Annotated in this window: 14 protein-coding genes; 8 read left to right on the top strand and 6 right to left on the bottom strand. The window is 63.4% G+C overall.

The window, feature by feature from the left end:
* Positions 1–190 precede the first annotated feature (190 nt).
* Complete coding sequence (locus C2L65_RS22380; protein ID WP_042314444.1) at positions 191–604, top strand: winged helix-turn-helix transcriptional regulator; 414 nt, start codon at positions 191–193, stop codon at positions 602–604.
* 430 nt (positions 605–1,034) lie between these two features.
* Here the strand turns inward: C2L65_RS22380 and C2L65_RS22370 are convergent, their stop codons facing one another.
* A complete protein-coding gene (locus C2L65_RS22370) occupies positions 1,035–1,913 on the bottom strand; it encodes a hypothetical protein (protein WP_042314443.1) in 879 nt (292 codons plus the stop codon).
* 198 nt (positions 1,914–2,111) lie between these two features.
* Between C2L65_RS22370 and C2L65_RS22365 the strand changes: the two genes are divergently transcribed.
* Positions 2,112–3,173, top strand: coding sequence for a catalase family peroxidase (locus C2L65_RS22365; RefSeq protein WP_042314442.1), 1,062 nt, complete (start codon positions 2,112–2,114; stop codon positions 3,171–3,173).
* The gene (locus C2L65_RS22360) at positions 3,170–3,703 is read left to right on the top strand and encodes a cytochrome b (RefSeq protein ID WP_042314441.1); all 534 of its coding nucleotides are present in this window, start codon (positions 3,170–3,172) and stop codon (positions 3,701–3,703) included. The genes C2L65_RS22365 and C2L65_RS22360 overlap by 4 nt, the downstream gene beginning before the upstream one ends.
* Before the next feature lie 756 nt (positions 3,704–4,459).
* On the opposite strand, the gene C2L65_RS22355 is transcribed toward C2L65_RS22360, so the two are convergent.
* Positions 4,460–6,844, bottom strand: coding sequence for a phosphoketolase family protein (locus C2L65_RS22355; RefSeq protein ID WP_042316965.1), 2,385 nt, complete (start codon positions 6,842–6,844; stop codon positions 4,460–4,462).
* A gap of 195 nt (positions 6,845–7,039) precedes the next feature.
* On the opposite strand from C2L65_RS22355, the gene C2L65_RS22350 reads away from it, so the two are divergent.
* Entirely contained in the window at positions 7,040–7,558 is a 519-nt protein-coding gene (locus C2L65_RS22350) for a DUF421 domain-containing protein (RefSeq protein ID WP_042316968.1), read from the top strand.
* A 103-nt stretch (positions 7,559–7,661) separates the two neighbouring features.
* On the opposite strand, the gene argG is transcribed toward C2L65_RS22350, so the two are convergent.
* Both argG and C2L65_RS22340 read right to left on the bottom strand, forming a co-directional pair.
* Positions 7,662–8,996 carry an argininosuccinate synthase gene (argG, locus tag C2L65_RS22345; protein WP_042316962.1) on the bottom strand — a complete coding sequence of 445 codons (1,335 nt, stop codon included), beginning with the start codon at positions 8,994–8,996 and terminating at the stop codon, positions 7,662–7,664.
* A gap of 111 nt (positions 8,997–9,107) precedes the next feature.
* Entirely contained in the window at positions 9,108–9,557 is a 450-nt protein-coding gene (locus C2L65_RS22340) for a hypothetical protein (RefSeq protein ID WP_042316959.1), read from the bottom strand.
* A gap of 217 nt (positions 9,558–9,774) precedes the next feature.
* Here C2L65_RS22340 and C2L65_RS22335 point away from each other — a divergent pair, with 217 nt between their 5' ends.
* Complete coding sequence (locus tag C2L65_RS22335; protein WP_042316956.1) at positions 9,775–11,499, top strand: SulP family inorganic anion transporter; 1,725 nt, start codon at positions 9,775–9,777, stop codon at positions 11,497–11,499.
* 10 nt (positions 11,500–11,509) lie between these two features.
* On the opposite strand, the gene C2L65_RS22330 is transcribed toward C2L65_RS22335, so the two are convergent.
* On the bottom strand, positions 11,510–12,610 hold the full coding sequence (locus tag C2L65_RS22330) for an AI-2E family transporter (RefSeq protein ID WP_042316954.1): 1,101 nt from the start codon (positions 12,608–12,610) through the stop codon (positions 11,510–11,512).
* A gap of 36 nt (positions 12,611–12,646) precedes the next feature.
* Positions 12,647–13,987: a TAXI family TRAP transporter solute-binding subunit gene (locus tag C2L65_RS22325; protein ID WP_042316952.1), complete on the bottom strand. Its 1,341-nt coding sequence runs from the start codon at positions 13,985–13,987 to the stop codon at positions 12,647–12,649.
* 467 nt (positions 13,988–14,454) lie between these two features.
* On the opposite strand from C2L65_RS22325, the gene C2L65_RS22320 reads away from it, so the two are divergent.
* From C2L65_RS22320 to C2L65_RS22310, 3 genes are read left to right on the top strand one after another with little or no spacing between them, the layout of a single operon-like run.
* Entirely contained in the window at positions 14,455–15,744 is a 1,290-nt protein-coding gene (locus tag C2L65_RS22320) for an efflux RND transporter periplasmic adaptor subunit (protein ID WP_103254567.1), read from the top strand.
* Positions 15,745–15,791: 47 nt separating this feature from the next.
* Entirely contained in the window at positions 15,792–19,061 is a 3,270-nt protein-coding gene (locus tag C2L65_RS22315) for an efflux RND transporter permease subunit (protein ID WP_103254508.1), read from the top strand.
* Position 19,062: 1 nt separating this feature from the next.
* Positions 19,063–20,544: an efflux transporter outer membrane subunit gene (locus C2L65_RS22310; protein ID WP_103254566.1), complete on the top strand. Its 1,482-nt coding sequence runs from the start codon at positions 19,063–19,065 to the stop codon at positions 20,542–20,544.
* The last annotated feature ends 25 nt before the right edge of the window (positions 20,545–20,569 follow it).

The following is a 20,569-nucleotide window of genomic DNA, read 5'->3' as shown; positions in this document are numbered from 1 at the left end:
TCCTGATAGTCGATTGGCGGACTGACGATGCGCGATGCGGCATCGCCGTCGAAAAGGCGGTCGCGCGCGTTGGCCGGCGCGCGAGGTCGCGGAAAGCCCGCGGCCACGTCGTGATTGTCAGGTCGCACGTCGATTACCGCAAGAAGGTACAATTATCGCCGGTACTATCAATTATGTAGGTATAAATGCCATGCGACCTAAACGCCTGGACAGCAAGAGCGGCTGCGCCGTCGAAGTCACGCTTTCGGTAATCGGCGGTTTGTGGAAGCCGGTGATCCTGTTTCATCTGATGCACGAAAAGAAGCGCTTCATGGAACTCACCCGGCTGCTGCCGAACACGACGCAACGCATGTTGACGCTGCAACTGCGCGAGCTGGAAGCGGACGGCATCGTTGCGCGCCATGTCTATCCTCAGGTTCCGCCGAAGGTCGAATACGAATTGACGCCGTTCGGCGAGACGCTTGCGCCGGTGCTGATCAGTCTCAGGGAATGGGGCGAGTCCTATCAGGCGCAGCGGGCGAGCGATGCCGCGCCCGTCGAGGAAGTGTCGAAGACAACGGGGACGCGGCGGCGGCGTGCGAACGCGGCCGGGCAAGCTGCGTGAGTGAGCGTTATCCCGTCGTTGAAGGTTTGCGTTGAATCTTCCCGCGTCCGGGACCGCGATCGCCGAGCGGTTCGCAGGGCTCGCTTCTGCCGATGATGGTTTTTCCCCTGGCGAACGCCCTGGGCGATAAGGGTTCGAGCGGGCGAGCCGAATCGCCACGTGAACATCGCGTCGAACAGCAGTAGGATAGATAATCGACCGATGAATTCGAGGAGGCACCATGAACGCGGTATGCCCGCTACACGGGCCGACCACCATCATCCGCACGAACGCATACGGTTTTCCCGTTTACGCGTGTTGCTGCAACGACGTGCCGTATGCAACGCCGCCGGACGCCTGCACAAGGGCACCAACGCAACGCGGAAAAGACCCGCAGCAGAAGCCCGAACAACCGAAGACAAAAAGAGAATGACGGGCACCCGAACGTCTATCAATGCGGCGTTTTCCCTGCCAGCCACAGCGCGAGATTGATCGCATATCGATGCGCGTCCTGCAGCGCCTGTTGCTCCGTCTGCATCCCGTTGCCTGGCGGCTCGTCCACGAAGCTCGGACAACCGAGCCGCGCGTCCCAGTTGTAGTCGGCAAAATGATGAAACGTGCTTTGCGCGACAGCGGGCCCTCCGTCGCTGGACGGTTCAAAGGCGACGGCAAGATTGAAGCTCTTGCCTGTGATCTTGCTGTTGCCTCGCGCGATCACGCGGGCTGATGCATCGTCGGGCGCATCGACGGCGCCTTCGTGCGGGTGAGCCGGCAGATAGCGAATCGCGCCCGTCGGAGAGTCGGCATTCGTCAGTACGGGATGCGTCGGCCCGACGATCGCAACTTGCTGAAAGTCTCCATTCGCGCCCGAGTGAAAATTAGGCCATGAAATATGCGTGGAAAACGGATCGTCGCATACGCATCGCGACTCGTCGGGATCGACATTGCGGGTATGAAAGTGATGTGCCTTGCCCACTGCGCCCAGGCTGCACAGCGAACAGCCCACATCCATGTGATCTCTCGTCACCATCAGACCACGGCCCGCCTGCCGGAATCGCGTGATGCCTTCGCAGTCTTCGGGCGTCAGGCCATCGCCGTTATCGACGGCAAATAGCCACAACTCGTCGAACGCGGTTTCATCCAGACGCGAAAGCACCGGGTCCGGCTCTCCGGGTTGCTCGCGGTCTCTCGCGACGACGTCGAATACGGCGCGCCCCTCGGCATCGCGATGATTGCGCAGCAGTTCGGCAAGGCGGCTGAACCGGGCGATCGACCAGTCATCGGCGACGGAAGGAATGGTCGTTTGAAGCAGGATCTTGATGGTATCCATGATAGTCACGCAGCACGCTGCGCTCGTTTGAGCATGCCGTCATGCTAGACGGATTCGAATGGGGACAGTAGACATGCGGACAGATACACGGTGTTGCCTCGTGGACACCTATCGCAGATTTGCTCGCTCCGCTCCCTTCTGCACGAATTTTATGATGCTGCTAGATTGTCGCCAGCAGAACTCTCGAGCGAGGCTTCCATGGCTGACAGACCCGGTTCACAAGCATCCGCTGCACGCTCACTGGCCTTGATTGCGATCATCGTCGGCGTCGTGGCGATTGCGTTTGCGTATACGGCAGGCTGGCTCACGCCTGGCCGGCTGACACCACCGAAAATCGTCAACGCGCTGGCGCCGCCGGGCGGCCCTGCGTTGGGTTTCCGGCGTAATCACGCGAAGGGCATCTGCTTCACGGGCACATTCGAATCGAATGGAGCAGCGGCTGCGTTGTCGAAGGCGCCGATGTTCGCGCAGGGTTCGTCGCGCGTGACGGGACGCTTCAATCTCGCCACGCCTGATCCGAACGCGCCGGACCCGACCGTGCGGATTCGCGGCCTGAGCCTGCGAGTGGTCGCGCCGGATGGAACCGAATGGCGCTCCGCGATGATCGACGCACCCTTCTTCCCCGTCGCGACACCGCAAGCGTTCTATGCGTTGCTCGAAGCATCGGCGAAAAAGGACGATCCCGATGCGATGAAACAGTTCATCGCCGCGCACCCCGAGTTCGCTGCGTTCGGTGCGTGGGCGACGACGGCACCGTGGACGGGATCGTTCGCGCAGGATCAGTACAACAGTCTCAACAGCTTCGTGTTCACGAATGCACAGGGGCAGGACCAGGTCGTGCGCTGGTCATTCGTGCCGGCGGCGAAGCCGGATGCCGTGTCGCCCGATGTGCTCAAGCAACGCCCCGCGAACTTCCTCGAAACCGACATCACGCAACGCGTGCAGAGCGCGCCGCAACGCTGGACGATGATCGTTACCGTCGCCAATCCGGGCGACCCGACGGCCGACCCGAGCAAAGCCTGGCCCGACGACCGCCGCAAGGTGGAAGCGGGCACGCTGGTGGTCAGCGCGATCGAGCCCGAGCCCGACGGCCCGTGCCGCGACCTCAATTTCGATCCGACCGTCCTGCCGGCAGGGATGCATGTTTCCGACGATCCGTTCCCCGCTGCGCGCTCGGCTGCCTATTCCGTTTCGTTCAATCGCCGGACTGCCGAAGACAAGTACTATCCGCACACGCCTGCCGAAGGAGCGAAGCCATGACACCGACTCTCCAGCGCTTTACACCGTTGCAGCGCGCGCTGCACTGGATCATGGCGATCTGCATTCTGGCGATGCTGTTCATCGGCGTCGGCATGGTGTCGACGGTTCGGCCTGACTATCTGACGCTGGTGTCGATTCACAAGCCGCTCGGCATCGTGATCCTGATACTCGCGCTGATCCGTCTGGTGGTGCGACTCACGCGCGGCGCGCCGCGACTTCCCCCGGACATGCCCGAGCCGATGAAACTCGCCGCTCATCTGTCGCACCTCGCTTTTTATGCGTTGATGATCGCGTTGCCGCTGATTGGTTGGGGGATGTTGTCGGCGGCGGCGTATCCCGTGATCGTGGCCGGCATCCAGTTGCCGTGGATACTGCCGCACAGCAACGAACTGCACACGCTGCTATGGAATGCGCACCGGTTTCTTGCGTTGTGCTTCTTTGCGTTGATCCTCGTGCATTTTGCGGCTGCGCTGTTTCATGCGCTGGTCAGACGCGACGGCGTGTTTCAGGCGATGGCGCCCTGGCGGTGAGTGGTCGGGGTGGAACCTGGTTTGTCTGCGACGGCTGGTTGGTTTGCTTGTGGTTTCGCTGGCATCCGCGTTTTGTTAGCTTGCTTCAAGCGTCGCCCCTGTGCGGGGCGGCACCTACTTTTCTTTGCCGCCGCAAAGAAAAGTAGGCAAAAGAAAGCGGCTAACACCGCCAGTGCTAGTTCTTGCCTGAGGGCCCCCAACCGGTCTTACGCTTCACACGGCAGCATTTCTGTTCGCGTTCGTTGCCAACGCTTCGAATGAGCGCCTCACCCGCTTCAAATACCCGTACACGTGCAAGCGGCAGCGAATGGTATATGCCGCCTAGGTGGCAAACTGTGTGTAGGCTGTCGCGTCGTATAGCTCGGCGCTCTTACATCGAGGCGTGCGCTATCGGTCCGAAGTGATGCGTGTGGAGTACTACGGCCTACACACAGTTTGCCACCTGGGCGGCGGTGGACTATCTGGCACGGCATGATGCAGCGCGGGTGCGTGAAGCGGGTGAGGCGTATCGCAAGAGCGTTGGCAACGAACATGGGTCACGTGATTGCCGTGTGAAGCGTAAGACCCGTTGGGGGCCCTCAGGCAGGAAGAAAAATTGGCGGTGTTAGCCGCTTTCTTTTGCCTACTTTTCTTTGCGGCGGCAAAGAAAAGTAGGTGCCGCCCCGCACAGGGGCGACGCGTGAAGCAAGCTAACAAATCGCGGATGCCAGCGAAAGCGCAAACACCGTAACGCGAATGCCAGCAAAACCCCATCCCTCACCCAGCCCACTTCCACTCACGAATCTCTTCACTATCAATACCCTCGGTATGCGCGTAATCGAGGTGCTGGATCTTCTGATCGCGCAGCCGTTCTTTGGCGTGATCACCGACACCACGCAGACGAGGCACACGATCAATCACGTCGATCGCCAGCGAAAACCGGTCGATCCCATTGATAATCGCAAGTTCAAGCGGCGTATTGATGTTGCCCTTCTCCGCATAGCCATGCACGTGAATGTTCGCGTGATTCGTACGGCGATAGGTCAGCTTGTGAACCAGCGACGCATACGAATGGAAGTTGAAGATCACCGGCTTGTCCGTCGTGAACAGCGAATCGAAATCGCGCCCCGACAAGCCATGCGGATGATCGGAATCGGGCATCAGCCTGAACAGGTCAACGACGTTCACGAAGCGGATCTTCAGATCGGGGAACAGCCCTTTGAGGATCTCCACGGCTGCGAGCGCTTCCATGGTCGGAATGTCACCCGCACTCGCCATCACGACATCCGGTTCGCGATCCAGATCCGTCGATGCCCAGTCCCAGATGCCGATGCCTTTCGTGCAATGCGTAATCGCCGACTTCATGTCCAGATACTGCAAATGAGGCTGCTTGTCGGCGACGATCACGTTCACATAGTCGCGCGAACGCAGGCAATGATCGGCGACACTCAACAGACAGTTCGCATCGGGCGGCAAATAGATGCGCACGACATCCGGGCTCTTGTTCGTCACGACGTCCAGAAAACCGGGGTCCTGATGCGTAAAGCCGTTATGGTCCTGACGCCACACGAGCGACGTAATCAGCAGATTCAGCGAAGGCACGGGCTGCCGCCAGCGCAACTCGCGCTTGGCCTTCTCCAGCCATTTAGCGTGCTGGTTGAACATCGAATCGATCACGTGTACGAACGCTTCGTACGTTGCAAAGAGACCGTGCCGCCCCGTCAGCGTATAGCCTTCGAGCCAGCCTTCCAGCGTATGCTCGCTCAGCATTTCCATCACGCGGCCATCGGCGGACAGGTCGCCGCCGTCGCTATCCGATTCGACGATCTGCGCGAGCCACGTCTTCTGCGACGCTTCGTAGATCGCCGTGAGCTTGTTGCTGGCGGTTTCGTCGGGGCCGAATACGCGAAAGCTCGTCATATTGCGACGCATGACGTCGCGCAGAAACTGGCCGAGCACATCCGTGGGTGACACGTAGCTCGTAGCGGGCTTGCCGACGTCGACGGCGTATTCGGTGAAGTCCGGCAGGTCCAGTGCCTTGCACAACACTCCACCATTCGCATGCGGATTGGCGCTGATGCGCCGCGGCCCTTCCGGCGCGAGCGCGCGCAATTCGGCGACCAGCCGCCCCGATTCGTCGAAGAGTTTTTCCGGCTCGTAACTGCGCAGCCATTCCTCTACGAGCTTCAGACTCTTGCCGTTGCTCGCCGGATCGGCGACGGGCACCTGATGCGCTCGCCACGTGCCTTCGATCTTGTGTCCACCGAATTCGCGCGGCCCCGTCCAGCCCTTCGGCGATCGGAGCACGATCATCGGCCAGCGCGGCCGCTGCGTATTGCCTACTTCTCGCGCACGCTGCTGGATCGCATGAATCTCGTCGATGCACTCGTCGAGCGTCGCCGCCATCTGCTGATGCATCTTCTCCGGCTCATCGCCTTCGACGAACCACGGCTTGTACCCATAACCCGTCAACAGCGCTTCGAGTTCTTCATGCGGGATGCGCGCAAGTATCGTCGGGTTCGCGATCTTGTAGCCGTTCAGATGCAGCACGGGCAGCACCGCGCCGTCGCGCGCCGGATTCAGGAATTTGTTCGAATGCCACGAGGTGGCGAGCGGTCCGGTTTCCGCCTCGCCATCGCCGATCATCACCGTGACGATCAGATCGGGGTTATCGAACGCCGCACCATATCCGTGCGACAGGCTATAGCCGAGTTCACCGCCCTCGTGAATCGAGCCTGGCGTTTCGGGCGTGCAATGCGAGCCGATGCCGCCCGGAAACGAGAAGAGCTTGAAAAGCCGCCCCATGCCCTCTTCCGTTTCGCCACGGTCCGGATAGATCTCCGAATAGCGTCCTTCCAGATAGCTGTGCGCAAGTGTCGCGGGTGCGCCGTGACCCGGCCCCGAGAGGAAAATCACGTTCAGATCGCGCTGCTTGATGACCCGGTTCAAATGCACGAGCACGAAGCTCTGTCCGGGATCGGAACCCCAGTGACCGAGCAGACGCCGCTTGATGTGCTCGGGCTTCAGCGGTTCGCGCAACAGGGGATTCGCGCGCAGGTAAATCATGCCGGCGGACAGGTAATTGCATGCCCGCCAGAAGCGGTCCATGTTGCGCAGTTCATCGGCTTGCAATGGCGTGGCTTGCAGGCGGGTGTCGTCCATTGAGCGTCTCCTTGCAGAGGTTTCGCGGTACGCAGTGCCTCCCTAATCATAGAAGGTGCTTTGCGTATGTCTATTGCGAATGCGTGCATCTTTGACGCAGGCGGCACAACGATTGCAAATCCGTTGAAACGCTTGCAATCGACGGGCCGAACGCATAGCGACCATCACGCATCGATCAAAGGAAGGAGACACAACATGGACGTGCTCATGACGCTATTCGGCGAAGGCAAGGATCTCACCGCCTTGCAGACCGCCATGCGCGCGATCGTCGTGTTCTTCGCGACGCTCGTGTTGATCCGTATCTCGGGCAGGCGGTCGTTCGGACAACGCTCGCCGTTCGACTATGTGGTCGCGATCCTGCTCGGCGCCATGCTGAGCCGCGTCATCATCGGTGCATCGCCTGTGGTGCCGACGCTCGCGGCGTCACTGGTGATCGTGCTGATTCATCGCGCGCTCGCGTGGTGCTGCGTGCGCTCGCCGCGGCTCGAATCGCTGGTGGTCGGTGTCGAACGGGAGGTGTATCGCGACGGACAGTTCAATAGCCGTCAGATGTCAGCTGCGCTGATTACGCGCACCGATGTGTTCGAGGCCGCGCGGCATGCATTTCACGCGCTCGATCTGCACGACGTGCATGCGGCGATTCTTGAACGCAACGGACAAATGAGCCTGATTCGCAAAGGCGCGAACGGGAGCGAGGAGAAAACGGATGCGTAGGCAAGGAAGCGTGACGCAGGGTCACGTACCAAAGAAACGGGGCGGGCCGCGCGAGCTTCACGAATGAAGCACCGCGCGAGACCCGCCCCGTCAGAAGCCCGATTTACTCGGTATCGTTCTTCAGTTGCGGCAGCGCCGACGACTCGCCCGGTGCGAGCAAACCGACCTGCGCGTAGATGCGCAGCTTGTCGCGCGTGTCGGTGATGTCGAGGTTGCGCATCGTCAACTGGCCGATGCGGTCGCGCGGCGAGAACGTCGAGGCAACCTTCTCCATCGACAGACGCTCCGGCTGGTACGTCAGGTTCGGCGACTTCGTGCTGAGGATCGAATAGTCGTTGCCGCGACGCAGTTCGACGGTCACTTCGCCCGTGACCGCGCGCGCGACCCAGCGTTGTGCCGTTTCGCGCAGCATGATGGCCTGCGGATCGAACCAGCGGCCCTGGTACAGCAGGCGGCCGAGGCGGCGACCGTTTTCACGGTATTGCTCGATCGTGTCTTCGTTGTGAATGCCCGTGACGAGGCGCTCATAAGCGATGAACAGCAGCGCGAGACCCGGGGCCTCGTAGATGCCGCGGCTCTTCGCTTCGATGATGCGGTTCTCGATCTGGTCGCTCATGCCGAGGCCGTGACGGCCGCCGATACGGTTCGCTTCCAGCAGCAGTTCGACGGCGTTCGGGAACGTCTTGCCGTTCAGCGCGACGGGCTGGCCTTCTTCGAAGCGGATCGTCACTTCTTCCTTCGCGACGGGCACGTCGTCGCGCCAGAATGCGACGCCCATGATCGGGTTGACGATCTTGATGCCGGATTCCAGGCTTTCGAGATCTTTCGCTTCATGCGTCGCACCGAGCAGGTTCGAATCGGTCGAATAGGCCTTCTCGGCCGACATCTTGTACTCGAAGCCCGACTGGCGCATGAATTCCGACATTTCCGCGCGGCCGCCGAGTTCGTCGATGAACTGCTGGTCGAGCCACGGCTTGTAGATCTTCAGATCCGGATTGACGAGCAGGCCATAACGGTAAAAACGCTCGATGTCGTTGCCCTTGTACGTGCTGCCGTCGCCCCAGATGTTGACGCCGTCTTCCTTCATCGCGGCGACGAGCATCGTGCCCGTCACGGCGCGCCCGATGGGCGTCGTGTTGAAGTACGTGACGCCCGCCGTCGAAATGTGGAACGCGCCGCATTGCAGCGCCGCGATGCCTTCCGCGACCAGCTGCGCGCGGCAGTCGATCAGGCGCGCACCTTCGGCGCCGTATTCCGTGGCGCGGCGCGGGATCGAGTCGTAATCTTCCTCGTCCGGCTGGCCAAGGTTTGCCGTGTACGCGTACGGCACGGCGCCCTTCAAGCGCATCCAGTGCAGCGCAGCGCTCGTGTCGAGGCCGCCTGAGAACGCAATACCGACCTTCTGGCCGGTCGGAACATTTTCGAGGATTGTGCTCATAATCAAAACCGTTGAATCGACTTTTGAAGGGAATAGGCGAAACTTTATCAGACAAGCCCGTCTACGAGCCGGATTCGGCGGAAAACGGGCATTACGCGACGCTGCGGCGGGTCAGGCCTCGCGGTGCAGCGAGTCGTCCAGAATCGACGGCGGCACGGCGTCGGGATCGGTGGCCTGCGCGTCGCCGAAACACTGCTCCGCCAGATCGATCATGCCCACGGCGGCGTCGATCAGTTCGTCGAGACGGTCCAGCAATTCGCCGCGCGCTTCGGCTTGCCCGTCCGGATGACCGTTCAACTGCACGATCAGCGACTCCGCCGTCTGCAGGTACGGAATCGCCTCGTGGTAGTTCTCGATCGACACCAGCGCCTTGCTGCGCGCGCCGACCAGCAGACTCCGGTAGTGATCCGCGAGCTCGGACTCGCCGCTGATTCGGGGCAGTTTGTCGGAAATGCGCTGCAGGCACGCAGGCACCTGCTCGTCGAGCGCGGCCGCGCGCTGCCGCAGCTCGGCGTATTCGGCGAGCAACTGGACCTGGTCGAACGGGGAAACACTGTCCATCGTGGGCGGCTCGTTGTCTGGTGAACCTAGCATCTTACTGCACCACGCAAAGTCGATGCGTGCCAAGGCCGATGACCTACACTACGCACAATCGCGCCAGCATCGGAAACCGCCATCGACGTGTCGCAGCGGAAGACCTGTGCGCCCCGCGTCAACTGAGCTGTTGCGTACTCGATAGCCGCACCGTCGCCGACTGAAATGCGGAGGCCTCGCGATCATGGGACACGTTGCCAGCCGTTTGCGAATTCCCGTGCTCGACTGGATGCACGGTTATCGCAAGGATTGGATCAAGCCGGACCTCGTCGCCGGCGTCACGGCGGCAGCCGTCGTGCTGCCCAAGGCCCTCGCCTATGCCTCGGTGGCCGGGCTGCCCGTCGAAGTCGGGCTGTACACCGCCTTCGTGCCGATGGTCATCTATGCCCTGTTCGGCACGTCGCGGCCGCTCAGCGTCAGCACCAGCGCGACGCTCGCCATCCTGACGGCCGCCGCGCTCGCACAGGCCGTTCCCGGCGGCGAAACGGCCGCGCTGATGCGCGCAACGGCGACCCTCACGCTGCTCGTCGGCGGAATGCTCGCGTTGGCCGCGCTGCTGCGCCTCGGGTTCGTCGCGAATTTCATCTCCGATCCCGTCCTGACGGGCTTCAAGGCGGGGATCGCCGTCGTCATCGTGCTGGATCAGTTGCCGAAGCTGTTCGGCATCCACCCGGAAAAAGGTTCGTTTTTTCACAACGTCGCGGCCCTGGTGATGGGCATTCCCCACGCGTCGTGGTGGACGGTAGCCGTCGGCGCGGCGACGATCGCCATCCTCGTGGCTTTCGAACGTTTCTATCCGCGCGCGCCCGCACCGTTGATCGCCGTCGCCTGCGGGATCGGTGCCGTCGTATTGCTGGGCCTGCCCGCGCATGGCGTCGGCGTGGTCGGCCATATTCCGACGGGCTTGCCGTCTGTCGTGATGCCCGATTTCTCGCTGATCGACGCGCTCTGGAAGGACGCCGCCGGCATCGCGCTGATGAGCTTCACCGAAACGGTCGCGGCCGGACGTGCGTTTGTGGGCAATGGCGAGCCCATGCCGAAGGCGAACCGCGAACTGTTCGCGACGGGCCTCGGCAACGCGGCGGGCGCGTGGCTCGGCGCGATGCCCGCGGGCGGCGGCACGAGCCAGACGGCCGTCAACCGGCTGGCGGGCGCGCGCTCGCAACTCGCCCAGCTCGTCACGGCGGCCGTCACGCTCGGCACGATGCTGCTGCTCGCGCCGTTGATCGGCCTGATGCCGCACGCGACGCTGGCCGCCGTCGTGATCGTCTATTCGATCGGCCTGTTCAGCCCAGCCGATTTCCGCGCGATCTTGCGGATACGCCGCACTGAATTCCTGTGGGCGCTCGTGGCACTGGCGGGCGTCGTGCTGCTCGGCACCTTGCAGGGCATACTCGTCGCGATTGTCGTGTCGCTGGTTGCGCTCGCGCATCAGGTGGCCGATCCGCCCGTCTACGTGCTGCGCCGCAAGCCGGGCACGCACGTGTTCCGCCCCGTGTCCGACGAGCATCCCGACGACGAGGCGTTCCCGGGGCTGCTGGTGCTGCGGGTCGAGGGGCGCGTGTTCTTTGCCAACGCGGAGCACATCGGGCAGAAGCTGCGGCCGCTAATCGACGCGGCGCAGCCGAAGGTGCTTATCCTGGAGATGAGCGCCGTGTTCGATCTCGAGTACACCGCGCTCAAGATGCTGATCGAAGCCGAGAAAAAGCAGCGCGAGCGTGGCATCGCGATCTGGCTCGTGCATCTCAATCCCAGCGTCCTCGCGGCGGTGCAGCTCTCGTCGCTCGGCGCGACATTGGGTCAAGGGCGGATGTTCTTCAATCTCGAAGAAGCGCTGGCGGCGTGGCAAGCGCTTCATGCGCCGGACGCGGCGAACGGCGCGGCAAACAGCGCATCGAAGAAGCGTTAAATCCGCCGGATTAAACGCCCTTCCCCCTGCGTGATTCGCTGGCGGGCTGATCCTCGACCCATCGCCAGAACAGGCGGTAGCCGACCGCGAGCATCACCGGGCCAATGAACAGACCCAGCACGCCACTCGTGATCATGCCGCCCAACGCGCCGATCAGCACGACGGGCATCGGCACGTCGACGCCTCTGCCGAGCAGCAATGGCTTGAGCACATTGTCGGCCAGCCCCGCGATGAACGTGTAGATCGCGAAGATGATGGTCGCGACGCTCGCGCCTTCGGTGGCGAATACGAACACGATCACGGGAATCGTGATGAGGGTGGCGGGCAACTGCATGATGCCGATCAACAGCACCGCGAGCCCGAGCAGCCCCGCGCCGGGCACGCCCATCACGACGAAGCCGATGCCGATCAGCAGCATCTGGATGAACGCGATGCCGACCACGCCTTGCGCGACGGCGCGGATCGTCGCAATGCACAGCTCGGTGATCTTCGGGCCGTTGTCCGGGCCGGAGACGCGCGACGCGATCAGCACCGCGCTGCGACGGCCTTGCTCGCCGTGCGCCATGAAAACGCCGGCGAGAATCAGCGCAACGACGAACGTCACCAGTCCGACGCCGAGCCCCGCCAGCGTGCCGAGCACGACAAGGCCGGCTTCCTTCAGTTGCGGCGCGAACCGCTGCGCGAGCCCCGTCAGATCCGTCGAGGCTTGCAACCAGAAGTCGTACAGACGCTGCCCAACGAGCGGCCAGCTCGCGACTGACTCGGACGGCGGCGGAATGCGAAAGCCGCCGCTCTTGATGATCGCCGTCACGTGCTCGATGGAATCCGCAGCCGCCATGCCCAGCAGGTAGGTCGGCACGAGGATGATGGCGAACGCGGCGAGAATGATCAGCGTCGCGACCAGGCCGTTGTAGCGCTTCGACTGCCCTCGCAGGCGAACCAGCAACGGATGGAGCGTGATGGCCAGAATCAGCGACCACACCAGCAGATTGAGGAACGGCACGACGATGCGAAAGCAGAAGACCGCGAGAATGGCGATCAGGCCCGCGCGGATCAGCACGTCGAGCATGCCGCGCGCAAGCGACTTCTCAGAACTCTGGATGGGTAACATCGATTTTCTCCGCTGAGTCACCGCGCGACCACCGCGCTAACCGTTCGATCCCGCTGCCCGTGAGATGCGGTGCCGCACCACGCTGATCGCCTGCTTGAGCGCATAGACGTCGTTCAGATAACGCGTCGGTACGCGTATCTGGCTCGCCTGCGCGTCGATGCTTTCGAGTTCGTTGTGCCATTGCGAGAGCTGGTGTGCAGATGGCTGCGCCGTCTTCCAGATTTCGTCTTCCAGCGCCTTGAGCTCGCGATACCAGACCACGAAGCGCTTCTTGACGCGCGACTCGAGGATGCGCGGCAACGCCTGCACCAGCCCGATCAGCACGGCCATGAACGGCACCAGAATCAGCAGGCGCCGTTCGATAAAGCTTGCAAGCCAGAACGGCAGGTAGCGCTGAAGGAACGGACGTCCCGACTTGAAGTAGCGCTCGCTTTCGCTGGAAACGGGGAATTCATCGGTATTCAGGTTGGGGAAGGTGCCGAGCGGCGTGAAATAGTCCTCGCCCGCATGCGCGGTTCTGGCTGCGTCGAGCAACAGATAGACGAGCGCGGGATGCAGCGTGTCTTTTGCCACCAGCAGCGCCGTCGCGGCCAGCAACGTGACGTCCGTTTGCGGGCGATCGTCGACGATGCTGGTCGACGCGCGCGGGAACGTCACCTTTTTCAGCGACGGGAATTTCTGCACGAGCGCGTCGGCCTGCGCGAAGCTCATCAGCTTCAGATCGCTGTTCAGCAACATCTGCTGCATCGGCGCGTCCGGCCTGCCGATGAAGAACGCTGCGTCGAGACAGCCGTCCTGGAGGCAGCGCCAGGCTTTCGGCGCATCCATTTCGAACAGCTGGGTGTTGTCACGCGTGATGTCGCTGTAGCGCAGCAAAACCCGCGACACCTCCATTAGCCCGCTGCCCGGCACGCCGACGCCGATCCGTTTGCCGCGCAGTTGCGCGAGGCGGTTGATGGTCTGCGAGTCACGATAGAAAACCCAGATCGGTTCATACGAAACGGCGGCGATCGTTTCCAGATGATCGGTTTCCTGCGGCACGGTGGTGCCCGATTGCACGAAGCCCACCTGGTACTCGCTCGCCGGGTCTTTGAGCCGTTCGTAGTTCTCGACGGAACCGGACGAGCTGCGGATATCGAGCGTCACGCCGTCGCGTTTGAGGATGGGCGCATAGCGCTCCGCAAAGCCGCGATAAATGCCCTTGTCCGCGCCCGTCGTGATGACGATGCGTGTCTGGAAAGCGGGCTCGATGACGACATACAGTCCCCAGCCCAGCGCCGCCAGCGCGACGATGGCACCAACGGCAAAAAGCCACCTGCGCCGTGGCGCGACGGGTGGCTTCTGGCTACGGTGAAGCGCTGGGTTGTCCCTGGGCATCGCCTGGCCCTCTCGTTTGCCAGGGTCCGTTCACATGTTCGAAATGTGAAAGGACATTCGGAGCGCATGAGTCGCGCATGTGTCGCGGTAGGCGTCCAGCGTTCCGATCAGCGTAATGCACGATTCCGGGGATCGGTATTGGACCAAAGTCCAATGGTGCGGGCCGTGCCGTTGCCAGATACTCGCTGCGTGAAGCCCGAGCTTTCGGCCGCGGCGCGTGCGCAGACATGCCGTTCGATATTGCGGAGTTGCGTATTCGTCTGGACGTTGGCGGCCCGCTTGTACCCGCTCGTCCTCCTTGCAGCCCGCTCGGCGGCGAACATGGGAACAGCGCGAAGGAGACCTTCGAAGCAGCAAAGCGACTGGCGGCGTTTCGCCCGTCAACACAATTCGAACCTGGCTGCCGATCCGCGCGGCGCGCGAGCGTGTGATGCACGGCACGTAATAGCTTGAATGGGGAGGCGCTCATGGCGTCTTTGTCGTATCGGCTATCGAACTACCTCTGTCTTGCTGTGAATACACATCCGGCGCGCAAGCGGCTGCTTCTGCCTCTCGCGCTGCTGGTACTGGCATCTCTTACCGCCTGCAAGAAAGCCCCCACCGAACCCCCACGCCCGACCGTCGAAGTCACCGTCGTCACGGTGCGGCAGCAGGAAACGCCCGTCGATTTCGAGTTCACCGCGCAGACGCAGAGTTCGCGCGAGGTGGAAATCCGTGCGCGCGTCGACGGCTTTCTGGAGCGGCGCATGTACACGGAAGGCGCGCTCGTCAAGGAAGGCCAGGTGCTGTTCGTGATGGACAAGAAGCCCTTCGAGGCCGCGCTGCAGTCCGCCAAAGGTGCGCTCGCGCAGCAGCAGGCGCGGTTACTGGTGACGAAACAGAACCTCGCCCGCGTGATTCCGCTGGCCGCGCAGAACGCGTTGAGCAAGAAGGACCTCGACGACGCCACCGGCAACGAGAAACAGGCCGAAGCCGCCGTGATCGCCGCGCAGGGCGAGGTGCGCACGGCCGAACTGAACCTGAGCTACTGCACGATCCGCTCGCCGCTCCTGGGGCTATCGAGCTTCGCGCGCGTGCAGGACGGCAGCTATGTGACGCCGAACCAGTCGGGGCTGCTCACCTACGTCTACCAGCTCGACCCGATGTGGGTGAACTTCAGCATCTCCGAGAACGAACTGCTGCGTTACCGCGACCAGGTCGCCAAGGGCCTGCTGCGCTTTCCGCCGAACAACCAGTTCGACGTGACGGTCATCGAGGCCGATGGCTCGGTCTATCCGCAGCAGGGCCGCATCGACTTCACCAACCCCGCGTTCAGCCAGGAGACGGGCACCTTCCTCGTGCGCGCCACCTTCGCCAATCCGAAGGGCACGCTCAAGCCCGGCCAGTTCGTGCGCGCGAAGGTCTCGGGCGCGGTGCGGCCCAATGCGGTGCTGGTGCCGCAGCGCGCGGTGCTGCAGGGCGCGAAGAGCCACTTCGTGTGGGTGCTCGACCAGGATTCGAAGCCGCATCAGCGCGTGATCGAAGTCGGCGACTGGCACGGCGACGACTGGTTCGTCAACGACGGGCTGAAGGCGGGCGAGCGCGTGGTGGTCGATGGCGCGATCCGTGTGTCGTCGGATGCGCACATCAAGGTGGTGAGTGCGGCGCCTGGCACGCCTGCCACGCCCGCTTCTGCGCCGCCTGCGGCGAGCGCCGCCGCCGCGTCCGCACCCGCCGCCACGCTGGCGCAGACGCGCCCGGCCAGCGTGAGCCCATGACCCGATGACCCGATGACGACCGACGCCATCCGGCGCACCCCAACCCGATGAACATCTCCCACTTCTGCATCGACCGGCCGATCTTCGCCTCGGTCATCTCGATCGTCATCACGCTGGGCGGCGCGCTGTGCATGCTCGCGCTGCCCACCGCGCAGTACCCCGACATCACCCCGCCGCAGATCACGATCTCCGCGACCTACCCCGGCGCGAGCGCCGACGTGGTCGCCAACAACGTTGCCGCGCCGATCGAGCAGCAGGTCAACGGCGCCGACAACATGATCTACATGAGCTCGTCGAGCTCCTCGACGGGCAACCTGACGATCAACGCGTACTTCCAGATCGGCACCAACCCCGAACTCGCCCAGGTCGACGTGCAGAACCGCGTGAACCTCGCGCTGCCGCAACTGCCGCAGTCGGTCACCAACCAGGGCGTGCAGGTGCAGAAGAAGTCGCAGGCGTTCATGATGGTGATCGCGATCTACTCGCCCACCGAGCGCTACGACGCCACCTACATCGCCAACTACGCGAACGTCTATGTGCTCGATGCGCTCAAGCGCATCCCGGGCGCCAACCAGTCGAGCATCTTCGGCACGCCCGACTACGCGATGCGCATCTGGCTGCGTCCCGACCGCATGGCGCAGCTGGGCATCACGGCGGCCGACGTGCAGCGCGCCGTCGCCAACCAGAACCAGCAGTTCGCCGTCGGCCGGTTAGGCCAGTCGCCCACGGGCAACGCCGTCGAACAGTCGTTCGCGGTCACGACCACCGGGCGCCTGACGGAACCCGGCGAATTCGAGAACATCATCATCCGCGCGCAGAGCGGCGGTGCGGCGATCGTGCGGCTGAAGGACATCGGCCGCGCCGAACTGGGCCAGAAGGACTACTCGATCCGCAGCCGCTTCCAGGGCAAGCCCGCCACCGTGATCGCCGTCTACCAGCAGCCGGGCGCGAACGCGCTCGATGTCTCCAAGCAGGTGCGCGCCACGCTCGCCGAGATGAAGAAGTCGTTCCCCGAGGGCATCGACTACGAGATCGCGATGGACACCACCGAGTTCACGCGCGCCTCGATCACGGACGTCGTACACACCTTCTTCGAGGCCGTCGTGCTGGTGGTGATCGTCGTGTTCGTGTTCCTGCAGAGCCTGCGCGCCACGCTGATTCCCGTGCTCGCAGTGCCCGTGTCGATCGTCGGCACGTTCATGGGGATGGAAGCGCTCGGTTTCTCGATCAACATGCTCACGCTGTTCGGCATGGTGCTCGCCATCGGTATCGTGGTCGACGATGCGATCGTCGTGATCGAGAACGTCGAGCGCAACATGACCGTCCACAAGCTCGAGCCGAAGATGGCCGCCAAACAGGCGATGGATGAAGTCGCCGGGCCGGTCGTCGCGATCGTGCTGGTGCTGTGCGCGGTGTTCGTGCCGGTGGCGTTTCTCGGCGGCATCACCGGGCAGATGTACAAGCAGTTCGCCATCACGATTGCGATTTCCGTGGTGATCTCGGGCATCGTCGCGCTGACGCTCTCGCCCGCGCTCGCGGCGCTGCTGCTCAAGCCCGGGCACCACGAGAAGAAGGGTTTTTTCCGCTGGTTCGACAACCAGTTCACGCGCATGACGGCGGGCTATACGCGCGCGGTGCGCCTCATCATCAAGCGCTTCGTGATCGCGCTGCTGCTGTTCGTCGGCATGATCGTGCTGGCCGTCGTGATGATGCGCGACATTCCCACCGCGTTCCTGCCGCCCGAAGACCAGGGCTATCTGCTGGGCGCCGTGATCATGCCCGATGCGGCGTCGCTCGACCGCACGGGGCAGGTGTCGGACCGTGTGTCCGAGTATTTCATGAAGCAGCCGGCCGTGGGCAGCATCACGACGGTCGACGGCTTCAGCATTCTCGACAGCCAGAACAAGAACAACTCGTCGACGTTCTTTGTCGGCTTCAAGAGCTTCGAGGACCGGTATTCGTCGGCCAATATCCGCACGCAGAATGCGCGCGCCGTGCTCGTCGATGCGTACAAGACGCTCTCGCAGATCCGCGAAGGCATCGTCGTGCCGCTCAATCCGCCGTCGATTCCGGGGCTGGGCACGACAGGCGGCACCGAGATGTGGATCCAGAGCAAGGGCGATGCGACCATCGCGCAGTTCGCCGCCGTGGTGGACGACTTCGTCGCGAAGGCCAAGCAGCGCCCCGAACTGACGGGCGTCACCTCGACCTTCAACGCGAACTCGCAGCAGCTGCTGGTCGACGTGGACCGCGACAAGGCCGAGACGCTCGGCGTGCCCGTGCAGGACGTCTACAGCGCGATGCAGACGATGTTCGGCTCGCTGTACGTGTCGCAGTTCAACCGCTCGAGCCGGCTGTGGCAGGTGATCCTGCAGGCCGAGCCGTCGTACCGGTTAAAACCCGACGACCTGACGCAGATCTTCGTGCGCAGCGCGAACGGCAGCATGGTGCCACTCAAATCGGTGGTGACCTCGCGCTACGTGACGGGGCCGGACCTGATCACGCGCTTCAACAACTTCCCGGCCGTGAAGATCACGGCGAACGCGGCGCCCGGCTACGCGTCGGGCCAGGTGATCACCGCGCTCGAAGAGATCGGCGCGCAGATGCCGTCGGAGTACGGGGTGGCGTGGAGCGGCGAGGCGTTCGAGGCGAAGCAGTCGGGCGGCACCTCGGGCCTCGTGTTCGTGTTCGGTCTGATCATGGTGTTCCTGATTCTCGCGGCGCAGTACGAGAAGTGGAGCCTGCCGTTCGGCGTGCTGATGGCGGTGCCGTTTGCGCTCTTCGGCGCGCTGCTGGCGATTTTGCTGCGCGGGCTGAACAACGACGTGTACTTCCAGATTGGCCTGACGATGCTGGTGGCGCTCGCGGCGAAGAACGCGATCCTGATCTTCGAGTTCGCGGTGCTCAACCGCGAGTCGGGCAAGTCGGTGTTCGACGCGACGATGACGGCCGCCGAGGAGCGGTTGCGGCCGATCGTGATGACGTCGCTGGCGTTCATCCTGGGCTGCGTGCCGCTCGCGATCGCGACGGGGGCGTCGGCCAACAGCCGGCATTCGATCGGCACGGGGGTGATCGGCGGGATGCTCGGGGCCACGGCGATTGCGGTGTTCTTCATTCCGATGTTCTTCTATGTGCTCGAAACGATGTCGGAGCGCTCGGAGAAGAAGAAGGCCAAGAAGGCCGGCGATGTGCCGCCTTCTGCACCGGGGTCGGGACCAGCGCAAGGCGAGCCGCCCAAGGTGCCGCCATCGGCGGGCGGCCCCAAAGTGGGCGGCGGCCCGACGACCAACCCGTCCGCACCGCGCGAGGGTGACTGACATGCGCCGCGCTCCGCTGACCACTCCGCTCGCCACCGGCCTTGTGGCCGCGCTATGCGTCCTCGCCCTGAGCGGCTGTCTGCTCGGGCCGAACTACTCGCGTCCGCCGCTTGACGTGCCCGCGACCTACCGCTTCCCCGACAACTACGCGGCCGACATCGCGAACACCGAATGGTGGAAGCAGTTCGACGACCCGGTGCTCGATGAACTGATCACGACCGCGCTGGCAAACAACAACGACGTGAAGATCGCCGCCGCGCGCGTCGACCAGTTCCTCGGCCAGTTCGTCACGACGCGCGCAGCGCTGTTTCCGCAGGTCGGCGCGGGTTTCGATGCCGAACGCCAGCGCATCTCGACGTCGTCCTCGCCGCTGCTCGCGAATGTGCAGAACCCCGTGTTCAACACCTACCAGCTAGCGCTCTCGGCATCGTGGGAAATCGATCTGTTTGGCCACAACCGGCGTCTGACGGAATCGGCGCGCGCGAGCCTGCTGTCGACGGAAGAAGCGAAGCGCGGCACGGTGCTGACGCTGGTGTCGTCGGTGGCAGCGTCGTATATCAACCTGCGCAGTCTCGACCGGCAGCTGGAGATCGCGAAGGCCACCACGGAGAGCCGCGCCGAATCCGTACACGTGTTCGATCTGCGCTTCAAGGGCGGCGAGGTCTCGCAGATGGAACTCGCGCAGAGCCAGTCGGAATACGAGGCGTCGCGCGCGGTGATTCCGCAGATCGAGGCGCAGATCGCGCAGCAGGAAGATGCCCTCTCGGTGCTGCTCGGGCGCAATCCGGGCGATATCCTGCGCGGGCGCGCGCTGGCCGACCTCGCGGCGCCCGCCGTGCCGGCCGGGTTGCCGTCGGACCTGCTGGAACGCCGTCCCGATCTGCGTCAGGCCGAGCAGGACCTCGTCGCGGCGAATGCGCAGATCGGTGCGGCCAAGGCGCTGTATTTCCCGCAGATTTCGCTGACGGGGCTGCTGGGCACGCAAAGCGGGCAGTTCTCGAAGCTCTTTACGGGGCCGGCGCGCGTGTGGTCGTTTGCGGGTTCGATCGCGCAGCCGATCTTCGAAGGCGGCGCGATCGTCGGACAGGTGAAGCAGGCCGAAGCGGTGCAGCAGCAGGCGCTGTACTCGTACCGCAAGGCAATCCAGGTCGCGTTCCAGGAAGTCGACGATGCACTGATCTCGTCGCAGAAGGTGCGCGAACAGTTCGACGTGCAGGCACGGCAGGTCGAGGCGCTGGCGACCTATGCGCATCTGGCGCGGCTGCGGTACGAAGGCGGCTACACCAGCTATATCGAGGTGCTCGACGCCGAGCGCAGTCTCTTTAACGCGCAGCTGAACCAGACGCAGACCCAGGCGGGTGTGCTGGTGTCATATGTGAACCTGTACAAGGCGATGGGCGGCGGCTGGGTCATCACGGCTGAAGGGCTGACGACCCAGGCAGCACAGCACAGCGGCGATGCGGCCGCGCAGAGCGCGAAATGAGCGACTTCGCCCTCCCCTGTAAACC

It is taken from the genome of Paraburkholderia terrae, assembly GCF_002902925.1.
GTDB classification, from domain to species: Bacteria; Pseudomonadota; Gammaproteobacteria; order Burkholderiales; family Burkholderiaceae; genus Paraburkholderia; species Paraburkholderia terrae.
The sequence above is the reverse complement of the archived record's forward strand: the minus strand, read 5'-3'. Positions and strand labels throughout refer to the sequence as shown.

Coding starts and splice junctions, on each gene's coding strand:
- C2L65_RS22350 (WP_042316968.1), top strand. CDS start 7,040: ATGGACGTGCTCATGACGCTATTCGGCGAAGGCAAGGATCTCACCGCC.
- C2L65_RS22340 (WP_042316959.1), bottom strand. CDS start 9,557: ATGGACAGTGTTTCCCCGTTCGACCAGGTCCAGTTGCTCGCCGAATAC.
- C2L65_RS22320 (WP_103254567.1), top strand. CDS start 14,455: ATGGCGTCTTTGTCGTATCGGCTATCGAACTACCTCTGTCTTGCTGTG.
- C2L65_RS22370 (WP_042314443.1), bottom strand. CDS start 1,913: ATGGATACCATCAAGATCCTGCTTCAAACGACCATTCCTTCCGTCGCC.
- C2L65_RS22360 (WP_042314441.1), top strand. CDS start 3,170: ATGACACCGACTCTCCAGCGCTTTACACCGTTGCAGCGCGCGCTGCAC.
- C2L65_RS22325 (WP_042316952.1), bottom strand. CDS start 13,987: ATGCCCAGGGACAACCCAGCGCTTCACCGTAGCCAGAAGCCACCCGTC.
- C2L65_RS22315 (WP_103254508.1), top strand. CDS start 15,792: ATGAACATCTCCCACTTCTGCATCGACCGGCCGATCTTCGCCTCGGTC.
- C2L65_RS22335 (WP_042316956.1), top strand. CDS start 9,775: ATGGGACACGTTGCCAGCCGTTTGCGAATTCCCGTGCTCGACTGGATG.
- C2L65_RS22365 (WP_042314442.1), top strand. CDS start 2,112: ATGGCTGACAGACCCGGTTCACAAGCATCCGCTGCACGCTCACTGGCC.
- C2L65_RS22355 (WP_042316965.1), bottom strand. CDS start 6,844: ATGGACGACACCCGCCTGCAAGCCACGCCATTGCAAGCCGATGAACTG.
- C2L65_RS22330 (WP_042316954.1), bottom strand. CDS start 12,610: ATGTTACCCATCCAGAGTTCTGAGAAGTCGCTTGCGCGCGGCATGCTC.
- C2L65_RS22310 (WP_103254566.1), top strand. CDS start 19,063: ATGCGCCGCGCTCCGCTGACCACTCCGCTCGCCACCGGCCTTGTGGCC.
- C2L65_RS22380 (WP_042314444.1), top strand. CDS start 191: ATGCGACCTAAACGCCTGGACAGCAAGAGCGGCTGCGCCGTCGAAGTC.
- argG (WP_042316962.1), bottom strand. CDS start 8,996: ATGAGCACAATCCTCGAAAATGTTCCGACCGGCCAGAAGGTCGGTATT.